Annotated in this window: 14 protein-coding genes and 1 tRNA gene; 7 read left to right on the plus strand and 8 right to left on the minus strand. The window is 26.5% G+C overall.

Annotation, left to right across the window (positions count from 1 at the left end; translation table 11 throughout):
* Positions 1-77: 77 nt before the first annotated feature.
* Positions 78-150, minus strand: a tRNA-Phe gene (locus AB4W61_RS00080).
* 207 nt (positions 151-357) lie between these two features.
* On the opposite strand from AB4W61_RS00080, the gene AB4W61_RS00085 reads away from it, so the two are divergent.
* From AB4W61_RS00085 to efp, 3 genes are all read left to right on the plus strand, one after another.
* Positions 358-651, plus strand: a complete 294-nt coding sequence (locus AB4W61_RS00085) for a co-chaperone GroES (protein WP_367678955.1) — start codon at positions 358-360, stop codon at positions 649-651.
* Positions 652-700: 49 nt separating this feature from the next.
* Entirely contained in the window at positions 701-2,344 is a 1,644-nt protein-coding gene (groL, locus tag AB4W61_RS00090; protein ID WP_367678956.1) for a chaperonin GroEL, read from the plus strand.
* A gap of 175 nt (positions 2,345-2,519) precedes the next feature.
* Complete coding sequence (gene efp, locus AB4W61_RS00095; protein ID WP_367678957.1) at positions 2,520-3,092, plus strand: elongation factor P; 573 nt, start codon at positions 2,520-2,522, stop codon at positions 3,090-3,092.
* A 30-nt stretch (positions 3,093-3,122) separates the two neighbouring features.
* Here efp and dnaC read toward each other — a convergent pair whose 3' ends face one another.
* From dnaC to rsmD, 3 genes are all read right to left on the minus strand, one after another.
* Positions 3,123-3,851, minus strand: a complete 729-nt coding sequence (gene dnaC, locus AB4W61_RS00100; protein ID WP_367678958.1) for a DNA replication protein DnaC — start codon at positions 3,849-3,851, stop codon at positions 3,123-3,125.
* Positions 3,852-3,854: 3 nt separating this feature from the next.
* On the minus strand, positions 3,855-4,415 hold the full coding sequence (locus tag AB4W61_RS00105) for a DnaT-like ssDNA-binding domain-containing protein (protein WP_367678959.1): 561 nt from the start codon (positions 4,413-4,415) through the stop codon (positions 3,855-3,857).
* A gap of 135 nt (positions 4,416-4,550) precedes the next feature.
* Positions 4,551-5,129: a 16S rRNA (guanine(966)-N(2))-methyltransferase RsmD gene (gene rsmD / locus AB4W61_RS00110; protein ID WP_367678960.1), complete on the minus strand. Its 579-nt coding sequence runs from the start codon at positions 5,127-5,129 to the stop codon at positions 4,551-4,553.
* 112 nt (positions 5,130-5,241) lie between these two features.
* Between rsmD and ftsY the strand changes: the two genes are divergently transcribed.
* From ftsY to metE, 4 genes are all read left to right on the plus strand, one after another.
* Positions 5,242-6,339 carry a signal recognition particle-docking protein FtsY gene (ftsY, locus tag AB4W61_RS00115; RefSeq protein WP_367678961.1) on the plus strand — a complete coding sequence of 366 codons (1,098 nt, stop codon included), beginning with the start codon at positions 5,242-5,244 and terminating at the stop codon, positions 6,337-6,339.
* A gap of 180 nt (positions 6,340-6,519) precedes the next feature.
* Positions 6,520-7,383 carry an RNA polymerase sigma factor RpoH gene (gene rpoH / locus AB4W61_RS00120; RefSeq protein WP_367678962.1) on the plus strand — a complete coding sequence of 288 codons (864 nt, stop codon included), beginning with the start codon at positions 6,520-6,522 and terminating at the stop codon, positions 7,381-7,383.
* Between the two features lie 522 nt (positions 7,384-7,905).
* A complete protein-coding gene (locus AB4W61_RS00125) occupies positions 7,906-8,724 on the plus strand; it encodes a Cof-type HAD-IIB family hydrolase (RefSeq protein ID WP_367678963.1) in 819 nt (272 codons plus the stop codon).
* A gap of 605 nt (positions 8,725-9,329) precedes the next feature.
* Positions 9,330-11,606, plus strand: coding sequence for a 5-methyltetrahydropteroyltriglutamate--homocysteine S-methyltransferase (gene metE / locus AB4W61_RS00130; protein ID WP_367678964.1), 2,277 nt, complete (start codon positions 9,330-9,332; stop codon positions 11,604-11,606).
* A 148-nt stretch (positions 11,607-11,754) separates the two neighbouring features.
* Here the strand turns inward: metE and purH are convergent, their stop codons facing one another.
* The 4 genes from purH to rplL form a co-directional block, all read right to left on the minus strand.
* Positions 11,755-13,371, minus strand: coding sequence for a bifunctional phosphoribosylaminoimidazolecarboxamide formyltransferase/IMP cyclohydrolase (purH, locus tag AB4W61_RS00135; protein ID WP_367678965.1), 1,617 nt, complete (start codon positions 13,369-13,371; stop codon positions 11,755-11,757).
* Between the two features lie 143 nt (positions 13,372-13,514).
* Entirely contained in the window at positions 13,515-17,756 is a 4,242-nt protein-coding gene (rpoC, locus tag AB4W61_RS00140) for a DNA-directed RNA polymerase subunit beta' (protein WP_367678966.1), read from the minus strand.
* Between the two features lie 92 nt (positions 17,757-17,848).
* Positions 17,849-21,880 carry a DNA-directed RNA polymerase subunit beta gene (gene rpoB / locus AB4W61_RS00145; protein ID WP_367678967.1) on the minus strand — a complete coding sequence of 1,344 codons (4,032 nt, stop codon included), beginning with the start codon at positions 21,878-21,880 and terminating at the stop codon, positions 17,849-17,851.
* Positions 21,881-22,239: 359 nt separating this feature from the next.
* Positions 22,240-22,608 (minus strand): 50S ribosomal protein L7/L12, encoded by a 369-nt coding sequence (gene rplL, locus AB4W61_RS00150; RefSeq protein ID WP_367678968.1) that lies wholly within the window; start codon positions 22,606-22,608, stop codon positions 22,240-22,242.
* Positions 22,609-22,612 lie beyond the last annotated feature (4 nt).

Below are 22,612 nucleotides of genomic sequence, written 5' to 3' on the forward strand. Positions count from 1 at the left end.
ACATATACACTGTTATGTAATACATAAAATAAAATTTTATATTTAAATAATATTTAATGTTGTGAATTAATAAAAATTGCCCGAAGGCGGAATTGAACCACCGACACGGGGATTTTCAGTCCCCTGCTCTACCGACTGAGCTATTCGGGCATCGATTCTGAGTAATATATATTAATTAATCGATTTCGTCAAATTTTATTTAAAATAAATAATTTTAAAGTTTTTGTTAAAAATAAATTTTTAAATTTAAATATTATTACCCTTGAAAGTCTCTAATTTAATCCATATATATATATTTAAATACTTATTATAATATAATGATCGATTGGACTGATTAAAACAAAAGGAGATCTTAAAATGAACATTCGTCCATTGCACGATCGTATTATCGTTAAACGCAACGAAGTTGAATTAAAATCAGCAGGTGGAATAGTATTAACTGGATCAGCTGCAGGTAAATCAACACGCGGAACCGTTATTGCAATAGGAAATGGTAGAGTTTTAGAAAATGGTAAAATCAAACCATTAGATGTTAAAGTTGGTGATGTTGTTATTTTTAATGAAAGTTACGGTGCTAAAACTGAAAAAATTGATAATGAAGAAGTTTTAATTTTAACAGAAGGTGACATTTTAGCAATTGTTGAAAAATAAATTTAATCCGTTATTTAATTAAAAATTACTTTTAAAGGAAACCTCTAAAATGGCAGCGAAAGACGTAAAATTTGGAAATGAAGCGCGAATTAAAATGCTTCGAGGTGTTAACATATTAGCAGATGCTGTTAAAGTAACTCTAGGACCAAAAGGACGTAATGTAATTTTAGATAAATCTTTCGGAGCTCCAAGTATAACAAAAGATGGAGTTTCTGTTGCACGAGAAATCGAGTTAGAAGATAAATTTGAAAATATGGGCGCTCAAATGGTAAAAGAAGTAGCTTCTAAAGCAAATGACGCTGCTGGTGATGGTACAACAACAGCTACTTTATTAGCACAATCGATTGTAAATGAAGGATTAAAAGCTGTTGCTGCTGGAATGAATCCTATGGATTTAAAAAGAGGAATTGATAAAGCAGTAATTAATGCGGTAGAAGAACTTAAAAACATGTCTGTACCTTGTTCTGATTCAAAAGCAATTACACAAGTAGGAACCATTTCTGCAAATGCCGATGAAAAAGTTGGAGCATTAATAGCTGAAGCTATGGAAAAAGTAGGAAACGATGGTGTAATTACAGTAGAAGAAGGAACTGGATTACAAAATGAATTAGAAGTAGTAAAAGGTATGCAATTCGATCGCGGATACTTATCTCCTTACTTTATTAACAAAGCTGAAACAGGCCTAGTAGAATTAGAAAATCCTTATATATTGATGGCGGACAAAAAGATATCAAATGTCAGAGAACTATTGCCTGTTCTAGAAGCAGTTGCTAAATCTGGAAAACCACTGCTAATTATTTCTGAAGATTTAGAAGGTGAAGCTTTAGCAACATTAGTAGTAAATTCTATGAGAGGTATTGTTAAAGTAGCAGCGGTAAAAGCTCCTGGATTTGGAGACCGTAGAAAAGCAATGTTACAAGACATAGCTGTTTTAACATCAGGATCTGTTATTTCTGAAGAATTAGCAATGGATTTAGAAAAAACAACATTAGAAGATCTAGGTCAAGCAAAAAGAGTAGTTATTACAAAAGACACAACGACAATAATTGGCGGAATTGGAGAAAAATATACCATCCAAGGTAGAATAAATCAGATTCGTCAAGAAATACAAGAAGCTTCATCCGATTATGATAAGGAAAAATTAAACGAAAGATTAGCTAAATTATCCGGAGGAGTAGCTGTATTAAAAGTAGGAGCGGCAACAGAAGTTGAAATGAAAGAGAAAAAAGCTCGTGTAGAAGATGCTTTACATGCTACTAGAGCAGCAGTAGAAGAAGGAGTCGTTCCAGGAGGAGGAGTAGCTTTAGTTCGTGTAGCAGCAAAAGTATCTACTATTTCTGGGCAAAACGAAGACCAAAATGTTGGAATTAGAGTTGCAGTACGAGCAATGGAAGCACCTTTACGTCAAATAGTTTCTAATTCAGGAGAAGAACCATCTGTTGTAACAAATAATGTTAAAGATGGTCAAGGAAATTATGGATATAACGCAGCTACAGATGAATACGGTAATATGATTGATTTTGGAATATTAGATCCAACAAAAGTAACTCGATCAGCATTACAATATGCAGCTTCAGTTGCTGGATTAATGATTACTACAGAATGTATGGTGACTGATTTACCAAAAGAAGAAAAATCTGATATGACACCTCCTCCAGGAGCTGGAATGGGTGGAATGGGTGGAATGATGTAATTAATTTATGCATTTTTATTAAAAAATACATAAATTACATTCAAAAAGCACATTTTATAACAGTTAATATTTAAAATCTTTTAATTAATTTAAATAAATATTTTTAACTTTTCACCTTGGATATAAAGGTGAAAAGTTTTAAATAAATTTAAATTTTATTTAATAAGTAAAAATTATGATTATATTACATAGTAATAACATAAAAAAAGGAAGCAAAATTATTTTTTTAAATGAACCTTATTCTATAGAACATAGTGAGTTTGTTAAACCAGGAAAAGGACAAGCGTTTATTAGGGTAAAATTACGTAATTTAATATCAGGAAAGTTATTAGATAAAACATTTAAAGCTACAGATTATTTTAATGCTGCAAATGTGCATACAACTTCAGTTATTTACATATATAAAGATCAAAACAATTATTTTTTTATGGACAAACAATCATTTGAACAATTTTCAATAAATCAACATACATTAAGAAATAATTATAAATGGATTGTAGAACAAAACGAATATTCAGCTAACATATGGAATAATAAAATTATCTCCATTTCTATAAACAATTTTGTTATATTAAAAGTAATTAATATAACAAACGCTATTAAAGGAAATTCAATTAATCCGGGAAACAAAATGGCTACATTATCCACAGGAGCTGTAGTAAAAATACCTTTATTCATTAAAATAGGAGATTTGATCAAAATAGATACTCGATCTGAAGAATATGTCAGTCGAATAAAAATAAACTAACAATTTATTATTTATTTTAGCATTTTATTCCTATTTTACATATTGACGATAACTATCCCATTCAAATGTCAACCATAAACTATTTCCTAATCTCATACGATCAATAACACGTTCTCCTAACAATAACCGCATTCCCTCATGATCCAAATTCGATAGCATTCCAGTAGAACGTTTAGAAGAAGATCTTCTATCAACTATTTGATTAATAATAACTTTTTCATAACGTGATTCTGTTTGCATTCCTATTTCATCGATCATTAATAAGTCTACTGTACTTAAGTTATGTAATAAATTTTCTTCGGTAATAATACTCGAATCGCTAAAAGTTCCTTTCATATTAGACATTAAATCTGCAACAGTTACAATTAATACAGTTTTACCATTAAGTATTAAATGATTTCCGATTGCTGAAGCAAGATGATTTTTACCAGTTCCAGGTTTTCCTGAAAAAATAAAACTTGCTATATTACCATTAAATTCTTCTGCATAACGTCGAGCTGCAGATACGACTTTTTTATGACCTTTGTGTTCTATTTTATAGTTATCAAATGAACAATCAATATACAATTCGCGAATTCCTGATCTTCCTAAAATCTTCTGTATTTTTATAGATTGATTGTGTTTTAATATAGCTTTAGAAGCTAATCTTCCCTGTTCCTGATTCCAGGATATCAAATCATGTTCAGTATTAAATTTTGGTTTGACATGAGTTGGTATTAATCGCTGTAATCTTTTTAAAAAACTGCTATGATTATCCATATTTTATTTATCTCTAAAACCTATTGGTATTTTTTTATCTGGAACTGGTAATGCATTAATATCTCTTTTACAACAATGATGTTTATTTTTTATAAACCTGATACGTTCTAAACTACGCGCAAATTTTTGTTGCCATTGCATATGATGAAATAATCTTCCTTCTGCTTTCCAATATGAAATAAATGATAATAATTCTTCATTTTTTGGTGCGCTTGTTAATTTTATACCCCATATAAGTGCTTGATGTAAAAAATTATTATCTGGCTTCCAGTCATCATAGATAAGAAATTTACCTTGAGGTGTATAATTACAACTATTACTTTTTCCTTTAATATCTATTTTTGTTAAATACTTATTCAATAAAATTGATCGATCATAATCAATATTTTTTTTATGTACATAAAATAATTTTTTCATAATTCTAGGAGTAACAACATACATTACTGGAACGTTTTCATTAAAAACAGCAAGAATTTCGTTTTTTGCACCATATAATGATTTTATAGGATTCTTAGAAAAAACTTTTAATGTTGTAAAAAAAGAGGTAAACGTACTATATGTCATATATTAATAACCTTTAACTAATTAACAATTAATCAAATAATTAAATATTATTAAAAATATTATTTTTATCATAAAAATTAATTTATTAATAATAATTAATATATAAATTATAAATTTATACAAAATATAAATTCTTTATGACAAACACTTATACAAAATATATTTTTTTTTCTTATTCATTTTAATTTTATATAATTTCCAAGATTTTGGAATTTTTAAATCTTCTACACTCCCATAAAATTCTACATAAATTAAAGAATCTTTTTTCGTAAAATTATTTTTATAAATCAAAGTAATTATTTTGTTAATAATATTTAAATAAAAAGGAGGATCAATAAATATTATATCAAAACTATTATTATTAGTAGAATTTAACCATTTTAATGTATTAGTATGAACAATTTTTACATTATTAATTAATAATCTATTCATATTACTTCTAATAGATAATATATTTTTTTTTTGAATCTCTAATGCAGTAACAAATTTAGCATGACGAGAAATTGATTCAATACTTAAAATTCCACTTCCAGAAAAACAATCTAAACAGGAAGATTCATAAATATATGAATCTAACCAATTAAATAACATTTCTCTTCTAATAGATATCGTAGGTCGCATATTAATACTTCTTTGAGTATATACATATTGAGACCTTAAATATCCACCGGTTATACGTATCTTAATGTTGTTTTTTTTTATTTTTATTTGCATTTTTAATCAAAATAATTATTTATTTACAATAAAAATATTTAATTTTTTTGTTATAATAAGTAAAATTTATAAAAAATATATTAATTTTTAATTAAACATCAGGAAAATATTTATGTCAAAAGAAAAAAAATTCAGTTTTTTTTCTTTTTTTAATTTAAAAAAAGAAAAAGAAAAAAAAAAAGATAACACACAAAAAAATAAAATTATACAATCAAAAAAAACGAATGAAAATAATAAAATTATCGAAAGCAACACAAATATAGAAAAAAATATTATTTGTAAAAAAGAAAATATTCATTCATCTAATAGTTTTTTCCAACGATTAAGTAATAAATTCCAAAAAACAAAAGAAAAATTTACTACTAATATAAAAAATTTATTTTTAAAAAAAGAAATTGACAAAACAATATTTAAAAAAATTGAAGAACAATTAATCATGGCAGATTTAGGAGTTAAAACTACATCTAAAATTATAAACCAACTAATTAATAATGCAAACAATAAACAAATAGAAAATCCAGATGAAGTATATATTTTACTAAAAAAAATTATGCTTTCAATTATAAAAACAGTAGAACAACCATTAGTAATTACTGAAAATGAACCTTTTTTTATTTTAGTAGTAGGAGTTAATGGAGTAGGAAAAACTACAACAATCGGTAAATTATCTGAGAAATTTAAAAAGCAAGGAAAAACTATTGTCTTAGCGGCAGGCGATACCTTCCGAGCTGCAGGTATAAATCAATTATTATTTTGGTCAAAAAAAAATAATATCCCTCTTGTAAAACATCTTCCACATTCTGATCCAGCATCTGTTATTTTTGATGCACTACATTCAGCAAAATCTAAAAAAAGCGATATTGTTATAGCCGATACAGCTGGAAGATTACAAAATAAAATAAACTTAATGGAAGAAATAAAAAAAATTATTCGAGTTTCAAAAAAAATTAATCCTACTTTCCCTAATGAAATTATACTGGTTATTGATGCTTGTAGTGGACAAAATGCAATAGATCAAGTAAAAATTTTTAACGAAAATTTAGGTATAACAGGATTAATTATCACTAAATTAGATGGCACAGCTAAAGGTGGTGTTATTTTTTCTATCGCAGAAAAATATTCTATTCCTATTAGGTATATAGGTATTGGAGAAACAACAGAAGATCTAGATGTCTTTAATGCAAAAAAATTTATTGAAGCATTATTTTAAATAGTATTAAATAAATATAGATCTCTTATCTATAATCAGATTTTCTTTTAAATACGATATGTATATAAGAAAATATATTCTTTGATTTATTATTTTTGATAAAGTAGACTATAAAATAGATTCTATCTAATCTAAATTTATTTAAATTAAATCAGCAAATAAAAATAATAGAGACAAAAAATGATTCATAAAATGCAAAAGTTGTCTTTTACTCCTTTAGAAAATTTAGATGCATATATAAGAGCAGCAAATAATTGGCCAATGTTATCTTTAGAAAAAGAAAAAAAACTCACTCATCTTTTATATTATAAAGGAGACTTAGATGCAGCAAAAACTTTAATTTTATCACATTTACGTTTTGTTATTCATATTTCTAGAAACTATTCTGGGTACGGATTATTACAAGCTGATTTAATTCAAGAAGGAAACATTGGATTAATGAAAGCTGTTAAAAGATTTAATCCCGAAGTAGGTGTTAGATTAGTTTCATTTGCTGTACATTGGATAAAATCAGAAATACATGAATATGTTTTAAAAAATTGGCGTATTGTTAAAGTCGCAACTACGAAATCTCAACGTAAATTATTTTTTAATCTTAGAAAAAATAAACAACGACTAGGATGGTTTAATAATAATGAATTAGAAATTGTTGCAAAAGAACTAGGAGTTACCAGTAATGATGTTAGAGAAATGGAATCACGAATGTCTGCCCAAGACATTGCTTTTAATCCTACACCTGAAGAAGAATACATTGATGGAAAACAAAAATATAATAATTATGCATATTTAAACGATTATTCTTCCAATTTTGCAAACTATTTAGAAAAAAATGATTGGAATATTCATTCAGCTAATAAATTAACTGATGCTTTATCAATATTAGATAAACGTAGTCTACATATTATTCGTGCTCGTTGGTTAGATGAAAAAAATAAAGAAACTTTACAAAAAATTGCAAAACATTACGGGATTTCAGCAGAAAGAGTACGACAATTAGAAAAAAACGCAATGAAAAAATTAAAAATAGAAATAGAAAAGAATTAATAAAAAAATTTAAAATATATCAGTTTTGATTTTAATGTAATTAAATTACAAATGAAATTTGTATTTCAATAATAAATATAATTCAATTAAAAATTAATTTTTAATTCTTATTAACTTAATAATTAATTATAATTTATTTTTATCAATTATTTTGTAAAAATTTGTTAAAAATATTTCTATTTTTAATAAATTTATTGTTAATGGAATAAATTTCTAATTATTAAAATAATATTAACTACTATATACAAAATACTATTAATAAGTAAAATTTTTATCTTAAACAATTGTATTAAAATAATAATAACTACATTTATTAATAATATATTCATCAACAAAATATTAAAAAATACTTAATATTCATATTAAAATATGAATTATTTAATTTTAATAATATTAAATGGAATAATCAAAAAATTAACATAAAATTTTTTATTATAAATAAATCTTTTATTAAAGAGTTTTTGAAACGTATTACTTTAGTTAATAAATAAATTTATTGCAAATAAAAAGGTTTAATAAAAAATGCATCAAATTATTACATGTGATTTAGACGGAACTTTACTAACATCTAATTATAATATAAGTAATTATACTCGTAATATTTTAAAAAAAATTATTAATAAAGAAACTATTTTTGTTATATCAACAGGTCGCAATTTTGCTGATACATGGAAAATCAAAAATCAACTAAATATTCAAGCTTTTATGATTACTTGTAATGGAGCAGAAATATACAATAACGATGGAAAAAAAATTTATAATAATAATATAAAAACAGATATTACCTTACAATTAAGTCAAATGTTTTATTTAAAACAAGATATAATTACTCACATTTATTTTAAAAATAAATGGTATACAAATAAAAATATTGACACGAATCTAAAACTATTAAATTCATTTAGCATAAAAAATCAACTCTATACTAAAAATTTTTTTAAAAATAAAAACGCAGAAAAAATTTTTTTTACCTCTAATAACTATTCTCAACTAAAAATTATACAATCTTATTTACAAAAAAAATTTAAAAATAAAATTACTACTACTTTTTCAAAAAAAAATTGCTTAGAAATAAATAAAAATAAAGTATCTAAAGGCACAGCTTTAATTTTTTTATTAAAAAAACTAAATCTTTCATTAAATAATTGCATTGCGTTTGGAGATGGCATGAATGATAAAGATATGCTATCAATATCAGGTAATAGTTTTATAATGAAAAATGGAGACATAGAATTAAAAAAAAGCTTACCTGATGTTCCAATAATAGGTAGTAATAACGAAGACGCAGTTGCATATTGTTTATATAATACTTTTATAAAAAACAAAAAAATATGCAAATAAATAACAATTAAAACTATAAAGTTAAAAATAAATCAATTTACATATTGTTCATTAAAAATATCTAATCTATATGTATTAATTTTATTATTTTATAATAAATAGTTAATAATTTTTATTGTAATTTTAATTAATATTAAAAATATTATAATTTTAAAAATGTTAATTTTTTATTTTTCCTTTTTATTTATTAATTACATCAAATTATATTTACGGTATAGAATACAAAAAGTTATCAATTTATATTGATACATATAAACTAAAACTGAAATTTTTATCTGCATAATTTATTATATCTATAATATACACTAAATTTTAAATATGTTGCATAATTATAATTAACGCATGATTATACATATATAAAATATATTAAATATATACTTCATTTAATTTTTGAATTAATAAATTGATAAAAAATAAATGTATATTTACATATATAATTATAAAATTATTTACAATAAATAATTGTATAAAATTCAATATTTATATATAAATTAAAAATGATTTAAATCATATATTTTTTCATACTATCAGAAATACAAAAATTTAATCAGTATAACACATAGTTCATTTTTATTTTGTATATAAAATATTTTGGAGATGTTAGAATGAATATTTTAAATCATGTGGTTGGATATCCTAGAATAGGAAAAGATCGAGAATTAAAAAAAGCTCAAGAAAATTATTGGAAAGGTTTAATATCGCAAGAACAATTATTTACAGTAGGTAAAATATTAAGAAAAAATAATTGGGAACAACAAGTTAAATCAGGAATAGATTTGGTAACAGTAGGGGATTTTGCTTGGTATGATCATGTTCTAACAACATCAATGATGTTAGGTAACATACCAAAAAGGCATATCGACCAAAAAAATACCGTAATTAATATTGATACATTATTCCGTATTGCAAGAGGCGCTGCTCCTACAGGTCCAAAATCCTTCGCTTCAGAAATGACTAAATGGTTTAATACTAATTATCATTATATTGTACCTGAATTTTCAAAAAATACTCAGTTTCAATATAGTTGGAACCAACTAATAGACGAAGTAGATGAAGCAATTACATATGGTTATCGTGTAAAACCTGTTTTACTTGGACCTTTAAGTTATTTATGGTTAGGAAAAATTAAAGGAGAACATTTTAATAAATTAGATTTACTAGATTCTATTTTACCTATTTATCATTATATTCTTTCAGAAATTAATAAAAGAAATATTGATTGGATTCAAATTGATGAACCAATACTTACATTAGAATTGCCTTCTGAATGGCTAAAAGCTTTTGAAAAAACTTATTATAATCTAAACGATAATAAACAAAATAATATTTTATTAACAACTTATTTTGGTGATATTAGTCATAATATAGATACTATTTGTAATCTCCCAATACAAGGTTTACATATTGATATTATTAACTCTAAAAAAAATCTAAATATTTTAAATACAATCATTCCAGAAGATTGGTTATTTTCTTTAGGAATCGTTAATGGTCGCAATATTTGGAAAACAGACTTAATTAATTGGTTTTATCAAATTAAAAAAATTCAGTATACTAGAAAACAATTTTTTTTGAGTACATCTTGCTCATTATTACATTCACCCATTGATTTAAAAGATGAAAAGTATCTTAATAAAGAAATAAAAAGTTGGTTTGCTTTTGCTGTGCAAAAATGTTATGAACTATGCATATTAAAAAATGCATTACAAAATGATAACGTTAATATATTGACAAAATGGGTTGAACCTATATTAATTAGAACTAATTCAAAATTAGTACACAATCCAGAAGTACAAAAAAGACTCCAATCAATTGAATCATTTATTCCAAATAGAAATAATAAATATGAAGTAAGGGCGATAGAACAAAAAAAATTATTACAATTACCTGTGTTACCAACTACTACTATTGGATCTTTTCCTCAAACTGATTCAATACGTAAATTAAGATCAGATTTTAAAAATAATTTAATTAATGAACGATTTTATAATAATGAAATAAAAAAAGAAATAAAAAAAGTTATTGAAGAACAAGAAATGTTAGGATTAGACGTTTTAGTACATGGAGAACCAGAAAGAAATGATATGGTTGAATATTTTAGTGAATATTTAAATGGATTTGCTTTTACTAATAATGGCTGGGTTCAAAGCTATGGATCTCGTTGTGTTAAACCACCTATTATCATTGGAGATATTAGTAGAAAAAAAAATATAACTACAGAATTTACATGTTATGCTCAAAGTTTAACACAAAAACCTGTAAAAGGAATGTTAACTGGACCAGTAACTATTTTACAATGGTCTTTTCCTCGAGAAGATTTACCAAAAGAAATCATAGCTAAACAAATCGCATTATCATTACAAGATGAAGTCTTATCACTAGAAAAATCAGGAATTAATATTATTCAAATAGATGAACCTGCTTTACGTGAAGGATTACCATTACATAAAAAAGAATGGGGTTTGTATTTAAAATGGGCTATTTTTTGTTTTAAATTAAGTTGCGCTGAAGTAAAAGATTCCACTCAAATTCATACTCATATGTGTTATTGTGAATTTAACGATTTTATGGAAGCTATTACTCAATTAGATGCTGACGTAATCACAATTGAAACTTCTCGCTCTGATATGGAGTTATTAGAACTATTTAAAGCATTTAATTATCCTAATGAAATAGGTCCTGGCGTTTATGATATACATTCTCCCAATATTCCATCTATTAGTAATATAAAAAATCTTCTAAAAAAAGCAATAAAACATATTGATAAAAAAAGATTATGGGTTAACCCAGATTGTGGATTAAAAACTAGAAATTGGGATGAAACAAAGAAAGCTTTATCATCAATGGTAAAAGCAGCTATAGAAATACGTAAAGAACTATAAATTAAAAAAATTCTATATTACTTATGTATAAGTAATATAGAATAATACAATTGATATAAAAATTCATTAATTTTTATTTATATAATCATATATATTTAAAAAAATGTCAGTAAACTATATTTATAATTTCTCATAAAAACAATTTTTATTAATGTTTAAAATAACGTTTATGCGTAAAAATCATTTTCATACCATATTTATTTACAGTATTAATTACTTCTTGATCTCGAATTGATCCACCTGGCTGAATAATGCATGAAATTCCATTTAAAAAAGCACTTTCGACTGAATCTTTAAATGGAAAGAATGCATCTGAAGACATAATCAAATGTTTGTTATGTAATACATTGTTATTTTTATTTAACTTATAATTAGCAATTCCAACAGCGTCAATTCTACTTGTTTGACCTCCTCCAATTGCAAGAGTTTGTTGATTTTGCACATACACAATAGAATTAGACTTAACAAACTTTGATACTTTTAAAGCAAAAACACAGTCTTCTATCTCTTCTTTACTTGGTTTTTTATAACTAACTGTTTCCCAATTTGCAATATCCTTATTAGAAATTATTGAATCTGTACTCTGTATTAATAATCCATTATTTATTTGTTTCAAGTGATAACTTGGTTGATTATCAACATGCTCACTACTATTATTATTATCATCATAACCACAAATTAAAAGTCTAATATTAGGTTTTAAATTGAATAATTCACGCGCCTTTAAATCAATATCTGGAGCGATAATAACTTCTACAAATTGATTGTCAATAATATATTGAGCTAAAATTAGATCTATTTTTTGATTTAAAGCAATAACACCTCCAAAAGAAGATATAGGATCATTGGAATATGCAGAATAGTAAGATTCTAAAGCGCTATTTCTTAAAGCAACACTACACGGATTACCATGTTTGACAATAACACATGTCGTAAAATTAAATTCTTTAATACATTCTAAAGCAACATCAGCATCTAATATGTTATTATAAGACAGTTGCTTACCCTGAATCTGAGAACATCCAATAATAGATTGGGTATTTGTATTATAATTATTAGCAGCATATAATGCAGCTTGTTGATGTAAATTTTCTCCATATCTAAGATTATTTTTTTTATTTACATTTATCAAAATAGTATCTGAAAAAGATTTTTTATTTATTCTAGAAAAAAAATACTCATAAATAGAATAATCATATAAACAAGTATACTTAAAAGCTTTTTCTGCAAATATTTTCATAAGACGACGTTCGCATTTAAAAATATTATCTTTATTATCATTATTTTGTAATATTTTTATAATAAGGTGATAATCATTATAATCAGTTAATATAACAACATTATTATAATTTTTTGCAGCAGCTCTAACTAAAGCCGGTCCCCCAATATCTATGTTATTTAATACATTTTCTTGGCTAGATTGAGTATGTAAATTTAATTTTTTATTATTAAATGGATAAAAATTAATGATTACTATACTAAACAATATAATTTTATGTTCTTTAATATCTAAATGATCTAAATGATAATTATATAATATTCCTCCTAAAATTTTTGGATGTAAAGTTTTTACTTTCCCATTCATTATTTCTGGAAAATTAATGTATTGAGATAACTTTTTTGCTTTGATATTATTTTTAATAAGATATAAATATGTATTCTCGGTGGCAAATATTGTAAAATTATTTTTTTTTAATTCTAAGGCTATAATTAAAATATTCGTTTTATCGAAAACGCTAATTAATGCGTTTTTATTTGTTTTCATATTTAACATTAATATATTCACTATTTATGAATTTTAATCAATAATTTTAATACCAATTAACATATCCATCTTGAAAACTACAAAATAATTAGTTTTCAAGATATAATTAAAAAATATTGTTATACTTTAGAACAAAAAATTTTTTAATTAAAATCAGAATTCAACATTTCTGATAAATTAGCTGAAGCTTCTTCAGCAGAAGATAAAGTAGAATTATAAGAATCATTTTTTTTTAATAACATTTTGTTTAGTTGTTTTTGCCTATGTAATAAACGTTCTTTGTGATACGAATATCCTGTTCCAGCTGGAATTAACCGACCAACAATTACGTTTTCCTTTAATCCTCTTAAATCATCTTTTTTACCCGCTACAGCAGATTCAGTTAATACTCTGGTAGTTTCTTGAAATGAAGCAGCTGATATAAAAGATTCTGTCGCTAAAGAAGCTTTAGTAATACCTAATAAATCGCGACTAAAAATAATTGATTTTTTATTTTCTAAATGTAATTGTATATTTTTTGTTCTTATCTTGGAGTATTCTACTTGCTCTCCATTTAAAAAATCAGAATCACCAGAAAATATTATTGTTGCTTTTCTTAACATTTGTCGTACAATTACTTCAATATGTTTATCATTTATTTTTACTCCTTGTAAACGGTAAACATCTTGAACTTCATTAACAATATATTTCGTAACTGACTCTACTCCACGTAATCTTAATATATCATGGGGAGATTCAGGTCCATCAGATATTACATCTCCTTTCTCAACCCTTTCACCTTCAAATACATTAAGCTGTCTCCATTTTGGAATCATTTCTTCATAATGAATAGATTCATTATTGATTGGAGTAATAATCAATCTTCTTTTACCTTTAGTTTCTCTACCAAAAGAAATAATACCGCTAACTTCAGCTAATATCGCTAATTCTTTAGATTTTCTAGCTTCAAATAAATCTGCAACTCTTGGTAATCCTCCAGTAATATCTTTAGTTCCTCCTGATTCTTGAGGAATTCTAGCAAGTGTATCTCCTGAACAAATTGCACTAGTATCATTTAATTGTACTATAGTTTTTCCTGGTAAAAAATACTGAGCAGGCATATCAGTACCAGGTAACAAAACATCTTTACCTTCATTATCAACAATTTTTAAAGCAGGTCTTAAATCTTTTCCTAAAACAGTCCTTTCGGATGTATCTAAAATAATGATTGAAGTTAATCCAGTCAGTTCATCTGTTTGACGTATAATGCTTTGACCATCAATCATATCTAAAAATTTTATAAAACCATTTACTTCAGTAATGACAGGCATAGTATGAGGATCCCATTTTGCAATAATTTCACCAGATTTTGCAATAGAACCATCTTGCTTTTCAATTATCGTACCATAAGGTATTTTATAACTTTCTTTAATTCTCCCATATTTATCAATCATTTGTAATTCAGCGTTTCTTGAAGTAATAATTATTTTTCCTAACGAATTAATAACAAATTTTGCATACTGTAATTTTATTGTTCCAGTATTCTTTACTTGTATATTAGATTCTGTTGCCATTCTAGATGCCGCACCTCCAATATGGAAAGTTCTCATCGTAAGCTGCGTTCCAGGTTCTCCAATAGATTGTGCAGCAATTACCCCTATTGCTTCACCTTTTTTAACTAGACTTCCTCGCGCTAAATCTCGACCATAACAATAAGCACAAACACCAAAATCTGTTTCACAATTAACTACTGAACGTACTTTAACGTTATCAATAGAATTCGTTTCTAAAATATCGCATAATTGTTCGTTAAGGACAACATTACGTTTAATTAACACAATTTTTTTGTTATCTGGTGATAATATTTTTTCTGCAGTTACTCTACCTAAAACTCTATCTCGCAAAGGCTCTTTTACTTCACCACCTTCAATCACAGGAGTCATAGTAATACCTTCATGAGTTCCACAATCATCCTCTGTTACAACCAAATCTTGCGCAACGTCTACCAATCGACGCGTTAAATATCCAGAATTAGCAGTTTTCAAAGCCGTATCAGCTAGACCTTTTCTTGCTCCATGTGTTGAAATAAAATATTGTAATACATTCAATCCTTCTCTAAAATTTGCGGTAATAGGAGTTTCTATAATTGAGCCATCTGGTTTTGCCATTAACCCCCTCATTCCTGCTAGCTGTCTAATTTGAGCCGCTGAACCTCTAGCTCCTGAATCAGCCATCATAAAAATACTATTAAATGAAATTTGTTGTTCTATTTTACCTATTTTATTTACTTTAATTTCAGTAGACAAATTTTTCATCATTGCTTTGGCAACCCTTTCATTAGCAACTGCCCAAATATCTATAACTTTATTATATCTCTCCCCTGAAGTCACTAAACCAGATTGAAACTGTTCTTGAATTTCAGATACTTCATTTTCTGCTTCTAAAATAATTTCATTTTTTTCTTCAGGTATAACCATATCATCGATACCAACTGAAGCTCCTGATTTTGTAGCAAAATTAAAACCTGTATACATAATTTGATCTGCAAATAAAACAGTTTCTTTTAATCCTAATACCCGATAACAAGTATTCAGCATCATCGAAATTGATTTTTTTCCTAAAACTTGATTAATCATAAAAAAAGAAAGACCTTTTGGTATAATGGTCCATAAGATTGCTCTACCAATAGTAGTTGAAGCAATATATGTAGATTTAACTAAACTGTTATCTTTTTTCTTAGTATATTCAGTTATTTTTACTTTTACTAACGCATGCAAGTCTACCATTCCCAAATAATACAAACGTTCTGCTTCTTGAGCGCTACTCAATAGCATCCCTTCACCTTTTGCATTAATTTTTTCTCGTGTCATATAATATAATCCTAATACAACATCTTGAGATGGAACTATAATAGGCTCACCATTTGCTGGAGAAAGAATATTATTTGTTGACATCATTAATGCTCTAGCTTCTAACTGAGCTTCGGCAGTTAAAGGAACATGTACTGCCATCTGATCACCGTCAAAATCAGCATTATATGCTGCACATACAAGAGGATGTAATTGTATTGCCTTTCCTTCAATAAGGATAGGTTCAAAAGCTTGAATTCCTAACCGATGTAATGTTGGAGCTCTATTTAATAATACTGGATGTTTTTTTATTACTTCGTCTAATATATCCCATACTACTGATTCTTCTCTCTCTACCATTTTTTTTGCTGCTTTAATTGTACTAGCTAAATTACGTAATTCTAATTTTCCATATATAAAAGGTTTAAATAATTCTAATGCCATTTTTTTTGGTAAACCGCATTGGTTTAACTTCAAATAAGGACCTACAGTAATTACTGAGCGACCAGAATAATCAACTCTTTTACCTAATAAATTTTGCCGAAATCTTCCTTGTTTTCCTTTAATCATATCAGCTAACGATTTTAAGGGTCGTTTATTAGATCCTGTTATTGCTCTTCCTCTTCTTCCATTATCTAATAAAGCATCAATAGCTTCTTGTAACATACGCTTTTCATTTCTAATAATGATATCAGGAGCCGATAAATCTAATAATCTTCTTAATCGATTGTTTCTATTAATTACTCTTCGATATAAATCATTTAAATCAGAAGTAGCAAATCTACCTCCATCTAACGGAACTAATGGCCTTAAGTCTGGAGGAAGTACAGGTAATACAGTTAAAATCATCCATTCAGGTTTATTGCTAGAATGTAAAAAAGATTCTAATAATTTTATTCTTTTAGTTAACTTTTTTCGTTTAGTTTCCGAATTACTTTCTTTTAACTCAATTCTTAATCGGATACATTCATTTTTAATTTCTATTTTTTTTAATAGTAACTGTATGGCTTCAGCACCCATTTTTGCATTAAATTCATCTCCAAATTCATCTAATGCATTTAAATATTGTTCTTCTGTTAAAACACGCCCCGTTTCAAAACTAGTAATACCTCCATCAATAACCACATAGGATTCAAAATATAAAACTCTTTCTATGTCCCTTAAAGGCATATCTAACAGTAAACCTATCCGAGAAGGTAAAGACTTTAAAAACCATATATGAGCAATAGGAGCCGCTAATTCAATATGACCCATACGATCACGACGTACTTTGCTTTGAGTGACTTCTACTCCACATTTTTCACAAATTACACCTCTATGTTTTAAGCGTTTATATTTCCCACATAAACACTCATAATCTTTTACAGGTCCAAAAATTCTAGCACAAAATAGGCCATCTCTTTCTGGTTTAAATGTACGATAATTTATAGTTTCTGGTTTTTTTACTTCACCAAAAGACCATGAACGAATCATGTCTGGAGAAGCTAATGCAATTTTAATGGCATCAAATTCTTCATTTTTATTTTGTGTTTTAAGGAATTTTAATAAGTCTTTCACAGATTTGGCTCTCGTCGGAACAAAAAAATCCGAAGTGATCTAGTTATATGGTTTTTAATATTTTAAATTGATTACTCTTAAAAATTTAATACTTATTCATTTTCTAATTCAATATTAATTGCTAATGATCTAATTTCTTTCAGCAGTACATTAAACGATTCAGGCATACCTGGTTCCATATGATAATTTCCATCAACAATATTTTTATACATTTTAGTTCGACCATTAACATCATCCGATTTAACAGTTAACATTTCTTGTAAAGTATAAGAAGCTCCATATGCTTCTAAAGCCCAGACCTCCATTTCTCCAAAACGCTGACCTCCAAATTGAGCTTTACCTCCTAAAGGTTGTTGTGTAACTAAGCTATAAGAACCAGTAGATCTTGCATGCATTTTATCATCTACTAAATGATTTAATTTTAACATATACATGTAACCAACCGTTACAGGTCTCTCAAATTTTTCTCCTGTTCTGCCATCAAAAAGATCTATTTGTCCAGATTTCGGCAAGTCCGCTAATTCTAAAAACTTTTTTATTTCTGTTTCTTGCGCTCCGTCAAATACAGGTGTTGCTATAGGCATACCATTTTTTAAATTATTTGCTAATTGCAATATTTCCTGATCTGAAAATAATGAAAGATCTACTTTTTGACGCAAATTTTCTCCAACATCATAAGCTTGCTGTATAAAATTTCTTAAATTAGCAATATTTTTTTTACTATTAGATAAATATGAACTAATTTTATCTCCAATCCCTTTTGCAGCCATTCCTAAATGTATTTCTAATATTTGACCAATATTCATCCTTGAAGGAACTCCTAATGGATTTAAAACAATATCAACTGGATTGCCGTTAATATCATATGGCATATCTTCTACTGGATTAATTTTAGATATAACACCTTTATTACCATGTCTACCTGCCATTTTATCTCCAGTTTGAATATTTCTTTTGACTGCAATATATACTTTTACAACCTTTAAAATACCCGGAGCTAAATCATCTCCTTGAATAATCTTTCTCCTTTGTAATTCTAATTTTTTTTTAAATTCTTTTTTTAAATTATTAAATTGCAAAATCAATTGATTTAATTTTTCTTGCTTAAGTTCATTGTTTAAAACAATATTTAACCATTTTTCATGAGGTAATTTTTCTAATTTCTCTTTAGATATACCCTCACTTAATAACAATTGTTTTATACGCAAAACTAAACTCGATTCAAATATTTTTAACTCTTCTTGTAAATCTTTTTGAATTTCTTTTAGTTGCATTGATTCAATTTCTAATGCTCGTTTATCTTTTTTAATTCCATCTCGAGTAAAAATCTGTACATCAATAACAGTACCAGAAGAACCATTTGGAACTCTCAAAGAAGAATCTTTTACATCAGAAGCTTTTTCTCCAAATATAGCTCTTAATAATTTTTCTTCTGGAGTTAATTGTGTTTCTCCTTTAGGTGTAACTTTTCCTATTAATATATCACCACTAACAACTTCCGCTCCTATATACACAATACCTGATTCATCTAATTTTGATAAAGCTGCTTCTCCAACATTAGGTATATCAGATGTAATTTCTTCTGGTCCAAGCTTGGTATCACGAGATATACAAGATAATTCTTGAATATGTATTGTAGTAAATTTATCTTCTTTAACAATTCTTTCAGAAATTAAAATCGAATCTTCAAAATTATATCCATTCCAAGGCATAAATGCTATCCGCATATTTTGCCCTAAAGCTAATTCTCCTAAATCAGTAGCAGGTCCATCAGCAATAACATCTCCTTTTTTTATTTCATCATATAAAAAAACGCATGGATTTTGATTAATACAAGTATTCTGATTAGATTTCGTATATTTTGTCAAATTATAAATATCAATACTAGATTGACCTATTAATGTTTCATCATCATTAACTTTAACAACAATTCTAGAAGAATCTACATATTGTATTATTCCACTTCTTTTCGCAATAATTGTTACTCCAGAGTCTACTGCTACAGCTCTTTCCATGCCTGTTCCAACTAATGGAGTTTCTGATTTTAAAGTAGGTACTGCTTGTCTCTGCATATTAGCGCCCATTAAAGCTCTATTTGCGTCATCATGTTCTAAAAAAGGAATTAAAGAAGCTCCAACCGAAACAATCTGCTGAGTCGAAACATCCATATAATTTACTTGAGAAAAATGAAATAAACTTGATTCCCCTTTATTTCTACAAGTAATCAATTCTTCTTTTAATCTACCATTACTTTTAATATTAGTATTTGCTTGAGCAATAATATAATTACCTTCTTCAATAGCAGAAAGATAATGAATATCATTTGTCACCATTCCTTCTTTTACTTTACGATAAGGAGTTTCTAAAAAACCATATTCGTTTGTTCTTGCATATACTGATAAAGAATTAATTAATCCTATATTAGGACCTTCTGGAGTTTCAATCGGACAAACTCTTCCATAATGGGTAGGATGTACATCACGAACTTCAAATCCAGCTCTTTCTCTGGTTAATCCTCCAATTCCTAAAGCAGAAATACGTCGTTTATGAGTTATTTCAGATAAAGGATTATTTTGATCCATAAACTGAGATAATTGACTTGAACCAAAAAATTCTTTAATTGCAGCAGAAATTGGTTTTGCATTAATTATATCCTGAGGCATAGCAGTATCTACATCCCCAATAGACAGTCTTTCTTTTACTGCTCTTTCAACACGAACTAATCCAATTCTAAATTGATTTTCTGCCATTTCACCTACAGATCTAATTCTTCTATTACCTAAATGGTCAATATCATCAATGTCTCCTTTTCCATTTCTAATATCAACTAATTTTTTTATTACATCAATAATATCTTCTATATTTAGAATACCTGATCCACTTGACGCTTTTCTGAACAAAGAACGATTAAATTTCATACGACCTACCGATGATAAATCATATCTTTCTTCGTTAAAAAAAAGATTGTCAAAAAGATTTTCTGCAGCTTCTTTAGTAGGAGGTTCTCCAGGTCTCATCATTCTATATATTTCCACTAACGCAGAATTTCTATCAAACGTAGAATCTATTTTTAACGTTTCAGATATATATGGACCATGATCAAGATCATTAGTAAAAATCGTTTCAATTTGAGTGAATCCCGATTTCTTAATTTCTTCTATTATTTCTAAAGACAATTCAGTATTAGCATTTATTATAGGTATACCTGTTTTAGGATGAATGTAATTTTTCGATACTACTTTTTTTAATAGATATTCTATTGGAACTTGAATTAGATTAATTTTATTTTTTTTTAAATTTTGTATATGCCGAGCAGTGATTCTTCTTCCTTTTTCAACATATCGAATCCCTTGTGATTTAATATCAAAAGAAGCAGTCTCTCCTCGTAATCTTTCTGGAACTAATTGCAATTGAATACAACTATTATTAATAATATAAACATTTTTTTGAAAGAAAATATCTAATATTTCCTCTGTATTATAATTTAATGCACGCAATATAATTGTAACAGGTAATTTTCTTCTTCTGTCTATTCTTACAAACAGATGATCTTTTGGATCAAATTCAAAATCTAACCATGACCCTCTATAAGGAATAACTCGAGCGTTGTATAATATCTTTCCAGAAGAATGTGTTTTCCCTTTGTCACTATCAAAAAAAACTCCTGGACTACGATGTAATTGAGAAACTACTACACGTTCTGTTCCGTTTACAACAAAAGTTCCATTATCTGTCATTAATGGAATTTCTCCCATATACACTTCTTGTTCTTTAATATCTTTGATACTTGTAGATGCAGTATCTCTATCATAAATAATTAACCTAAGCTTAACACGCAAAGGGGAAGAATAAGTTAAACCTCTGATTTGGCATTCTTTGACATCAAATGTATTGTCTCCAATACGGAAATTAACATATTGCAATTCAGCATTACCATTATAGCTTTTTATGGGAAAAACTGAACGAAATGCAGCTTCTAGTCCATATTCTCCTGTAGGATCTTGGTTAATAAATTTTTTAAAAGAATCTAATTGGATAGAAAGTAAATAAGGTATATTTAATACTTGAGGGCGTTTTCCGAAATCTTTACGAATTCTTTTCTTTTCAGTATAAGAATAAACCATCAGAATTCCTTGTTTAAATGAAGAATAGGAGCATTAACTTTTTTCAAATATATACACAATAAATGTAATTATTTTTATATGCTAAAACCATTGAAAATATAAAATAAAAATATAAAGATAAAAAAATTATTTATTTTACTAAAAAAAATGAAAAATTTAAAAAAATAAATAAATTTATGGTAAAATATAATTTATAAAAAATTAATTCTATTAATAAAAAATTTATATTTATGTATACTCAGATTCTGAAAAAAATTATTATAGCTGGTGACTTAAATAATACAGCCACCAGATTATATAAATTAAATATTTAGATAAAACGTAAATAATTAAATAATTTTAATTAATAGTTATACAATTTATTTAATTTCTATTTCAGCGCCAACTTCTTCTAAAATTTTCTTTAATTTTTGAGAATCTTCATTATTAATACGCTCTTTAATAGCAATAGGTGCTGATTCTACAAGATCTTTAGCTTGTTTTAGTCCTAATCCTGTAGCTGTACGTACTGCTTTAATTACAGAAACTTTATTAGGACCGATATTTTTTAAAATTACATCAAATTCTGTTTTTTCTTCTACATTAGTTTTATTTACATCATTTGAAGCATTAACAGAAATAGTAGCAGATACTCCAAACTTTTCTTCCATAGCAGCAACTAATTCAACAATATTTTTGACAGACATTTCTGATATTGATTCTATAATTTGTTCTTTTGTAATAGACATAATA

This window comes from Buchnera aphidicola (Thelaxes suberi), assembly GCF_964059005.1.
GTDB lineage: Bacteria > Pseudomonadota > Gammaproteobacteria > Enterobacterales > Enterobacteriaceae > Buchnera_I > Buchnera_I aphidicola_C.

What these genes read in the sequence shown, in the direction of transcription:
- AB4W61_RS00085 (WP_367678955.1), top strand. Translation starts at nt 358, where the DNA reads ATGAACATTCGTCCATTGCACGATCGTATTATCGTTAAACGCAACGAA.
- groL (WP_367678956.1), top strand. Translation starts at nt 701, where the DNA reads ATGGCAGCGAAAGACGTAAAATTTGGAAATGAAGCGCGAATTAAAATG.
- efp (WP_367678957.1), top strand. Translation starts at nt 2,520, where the DNA reads ATGATTATATTACATAGTAATAACATAAAAAAAGGAAGCAAAATTATT.
- dnaC (WP_367678958.1), bottom strand. Translation starts at nt 3,851, where the DNA reads ATGGATAATCATAGCAGTTTTTTAAAAAGATTACAGCGATTAATACCA.
- AB4W61_RS00105 (WP_367678959.1), bottom strand. Translation starts at nt 4,415, where the DNA reads ATGACATATAGTACGTTTACCTCTTTTTTTACAACATTAAAAGTTTTT.
- rsmD (WP_367678960.1), bottom strand. Translation starts at nt 5,129, where the DNA reads ATGCAAATAAAAATAAAAAAAAACAACATTAAGATACGTATAACCGGT.
- ftsY (WP_367678961.1), top strand. Translation starts at nt 5,242, where the DNA reads ATGTCAAAAGAAAAAAAATTCAGTTTTTTTTCTTTTTTTAATTTAAAA.
- rpoH (WP_367678962.1), top strand. Translation starts at nt 6,520, where the DNA reads ATGATTCATAAAATGCAAAAGTTGTCTTTTACTCCTTTAGAAAATTTA.
- AB4W61_RS00125 (WP_367678963.1), top strand. Translation starts at nt 7,906, where the DNA reads ATGCATCAAATTATTACATGTGATTTAGACGGAACTTTACTAACATCT.
- metE (WP_367678964.1), top strand. Translation starts at nt 9,330, where the DNA reads ATGAATATTTTAAATCATGTGGTTGGATATCCTAGAATAGGAAAAGAT.
- purH (WP_367678965.1), bottom strand. Translation starts at nt 13,371, where the DNA reads ATGAAAACAAATAAAAACGCATTAATTAGCGTTTTCGATAAAACGAAT.
- rpoB (WP_367678967.1), bottom strand. Translation starts at nt 21,880, where the DNA reads ATGGTTTATTCTTATACTGAAAAGAAAAGAATTCGTAAAGATTTCGGA.
- rplL (WP_367678968.1), bottom strand. Translation starts at nt 22,608, where the DNA reads ATGTCTATTACAAAAGAACAAATTATAGAATCAATATCAGAAATGTCT.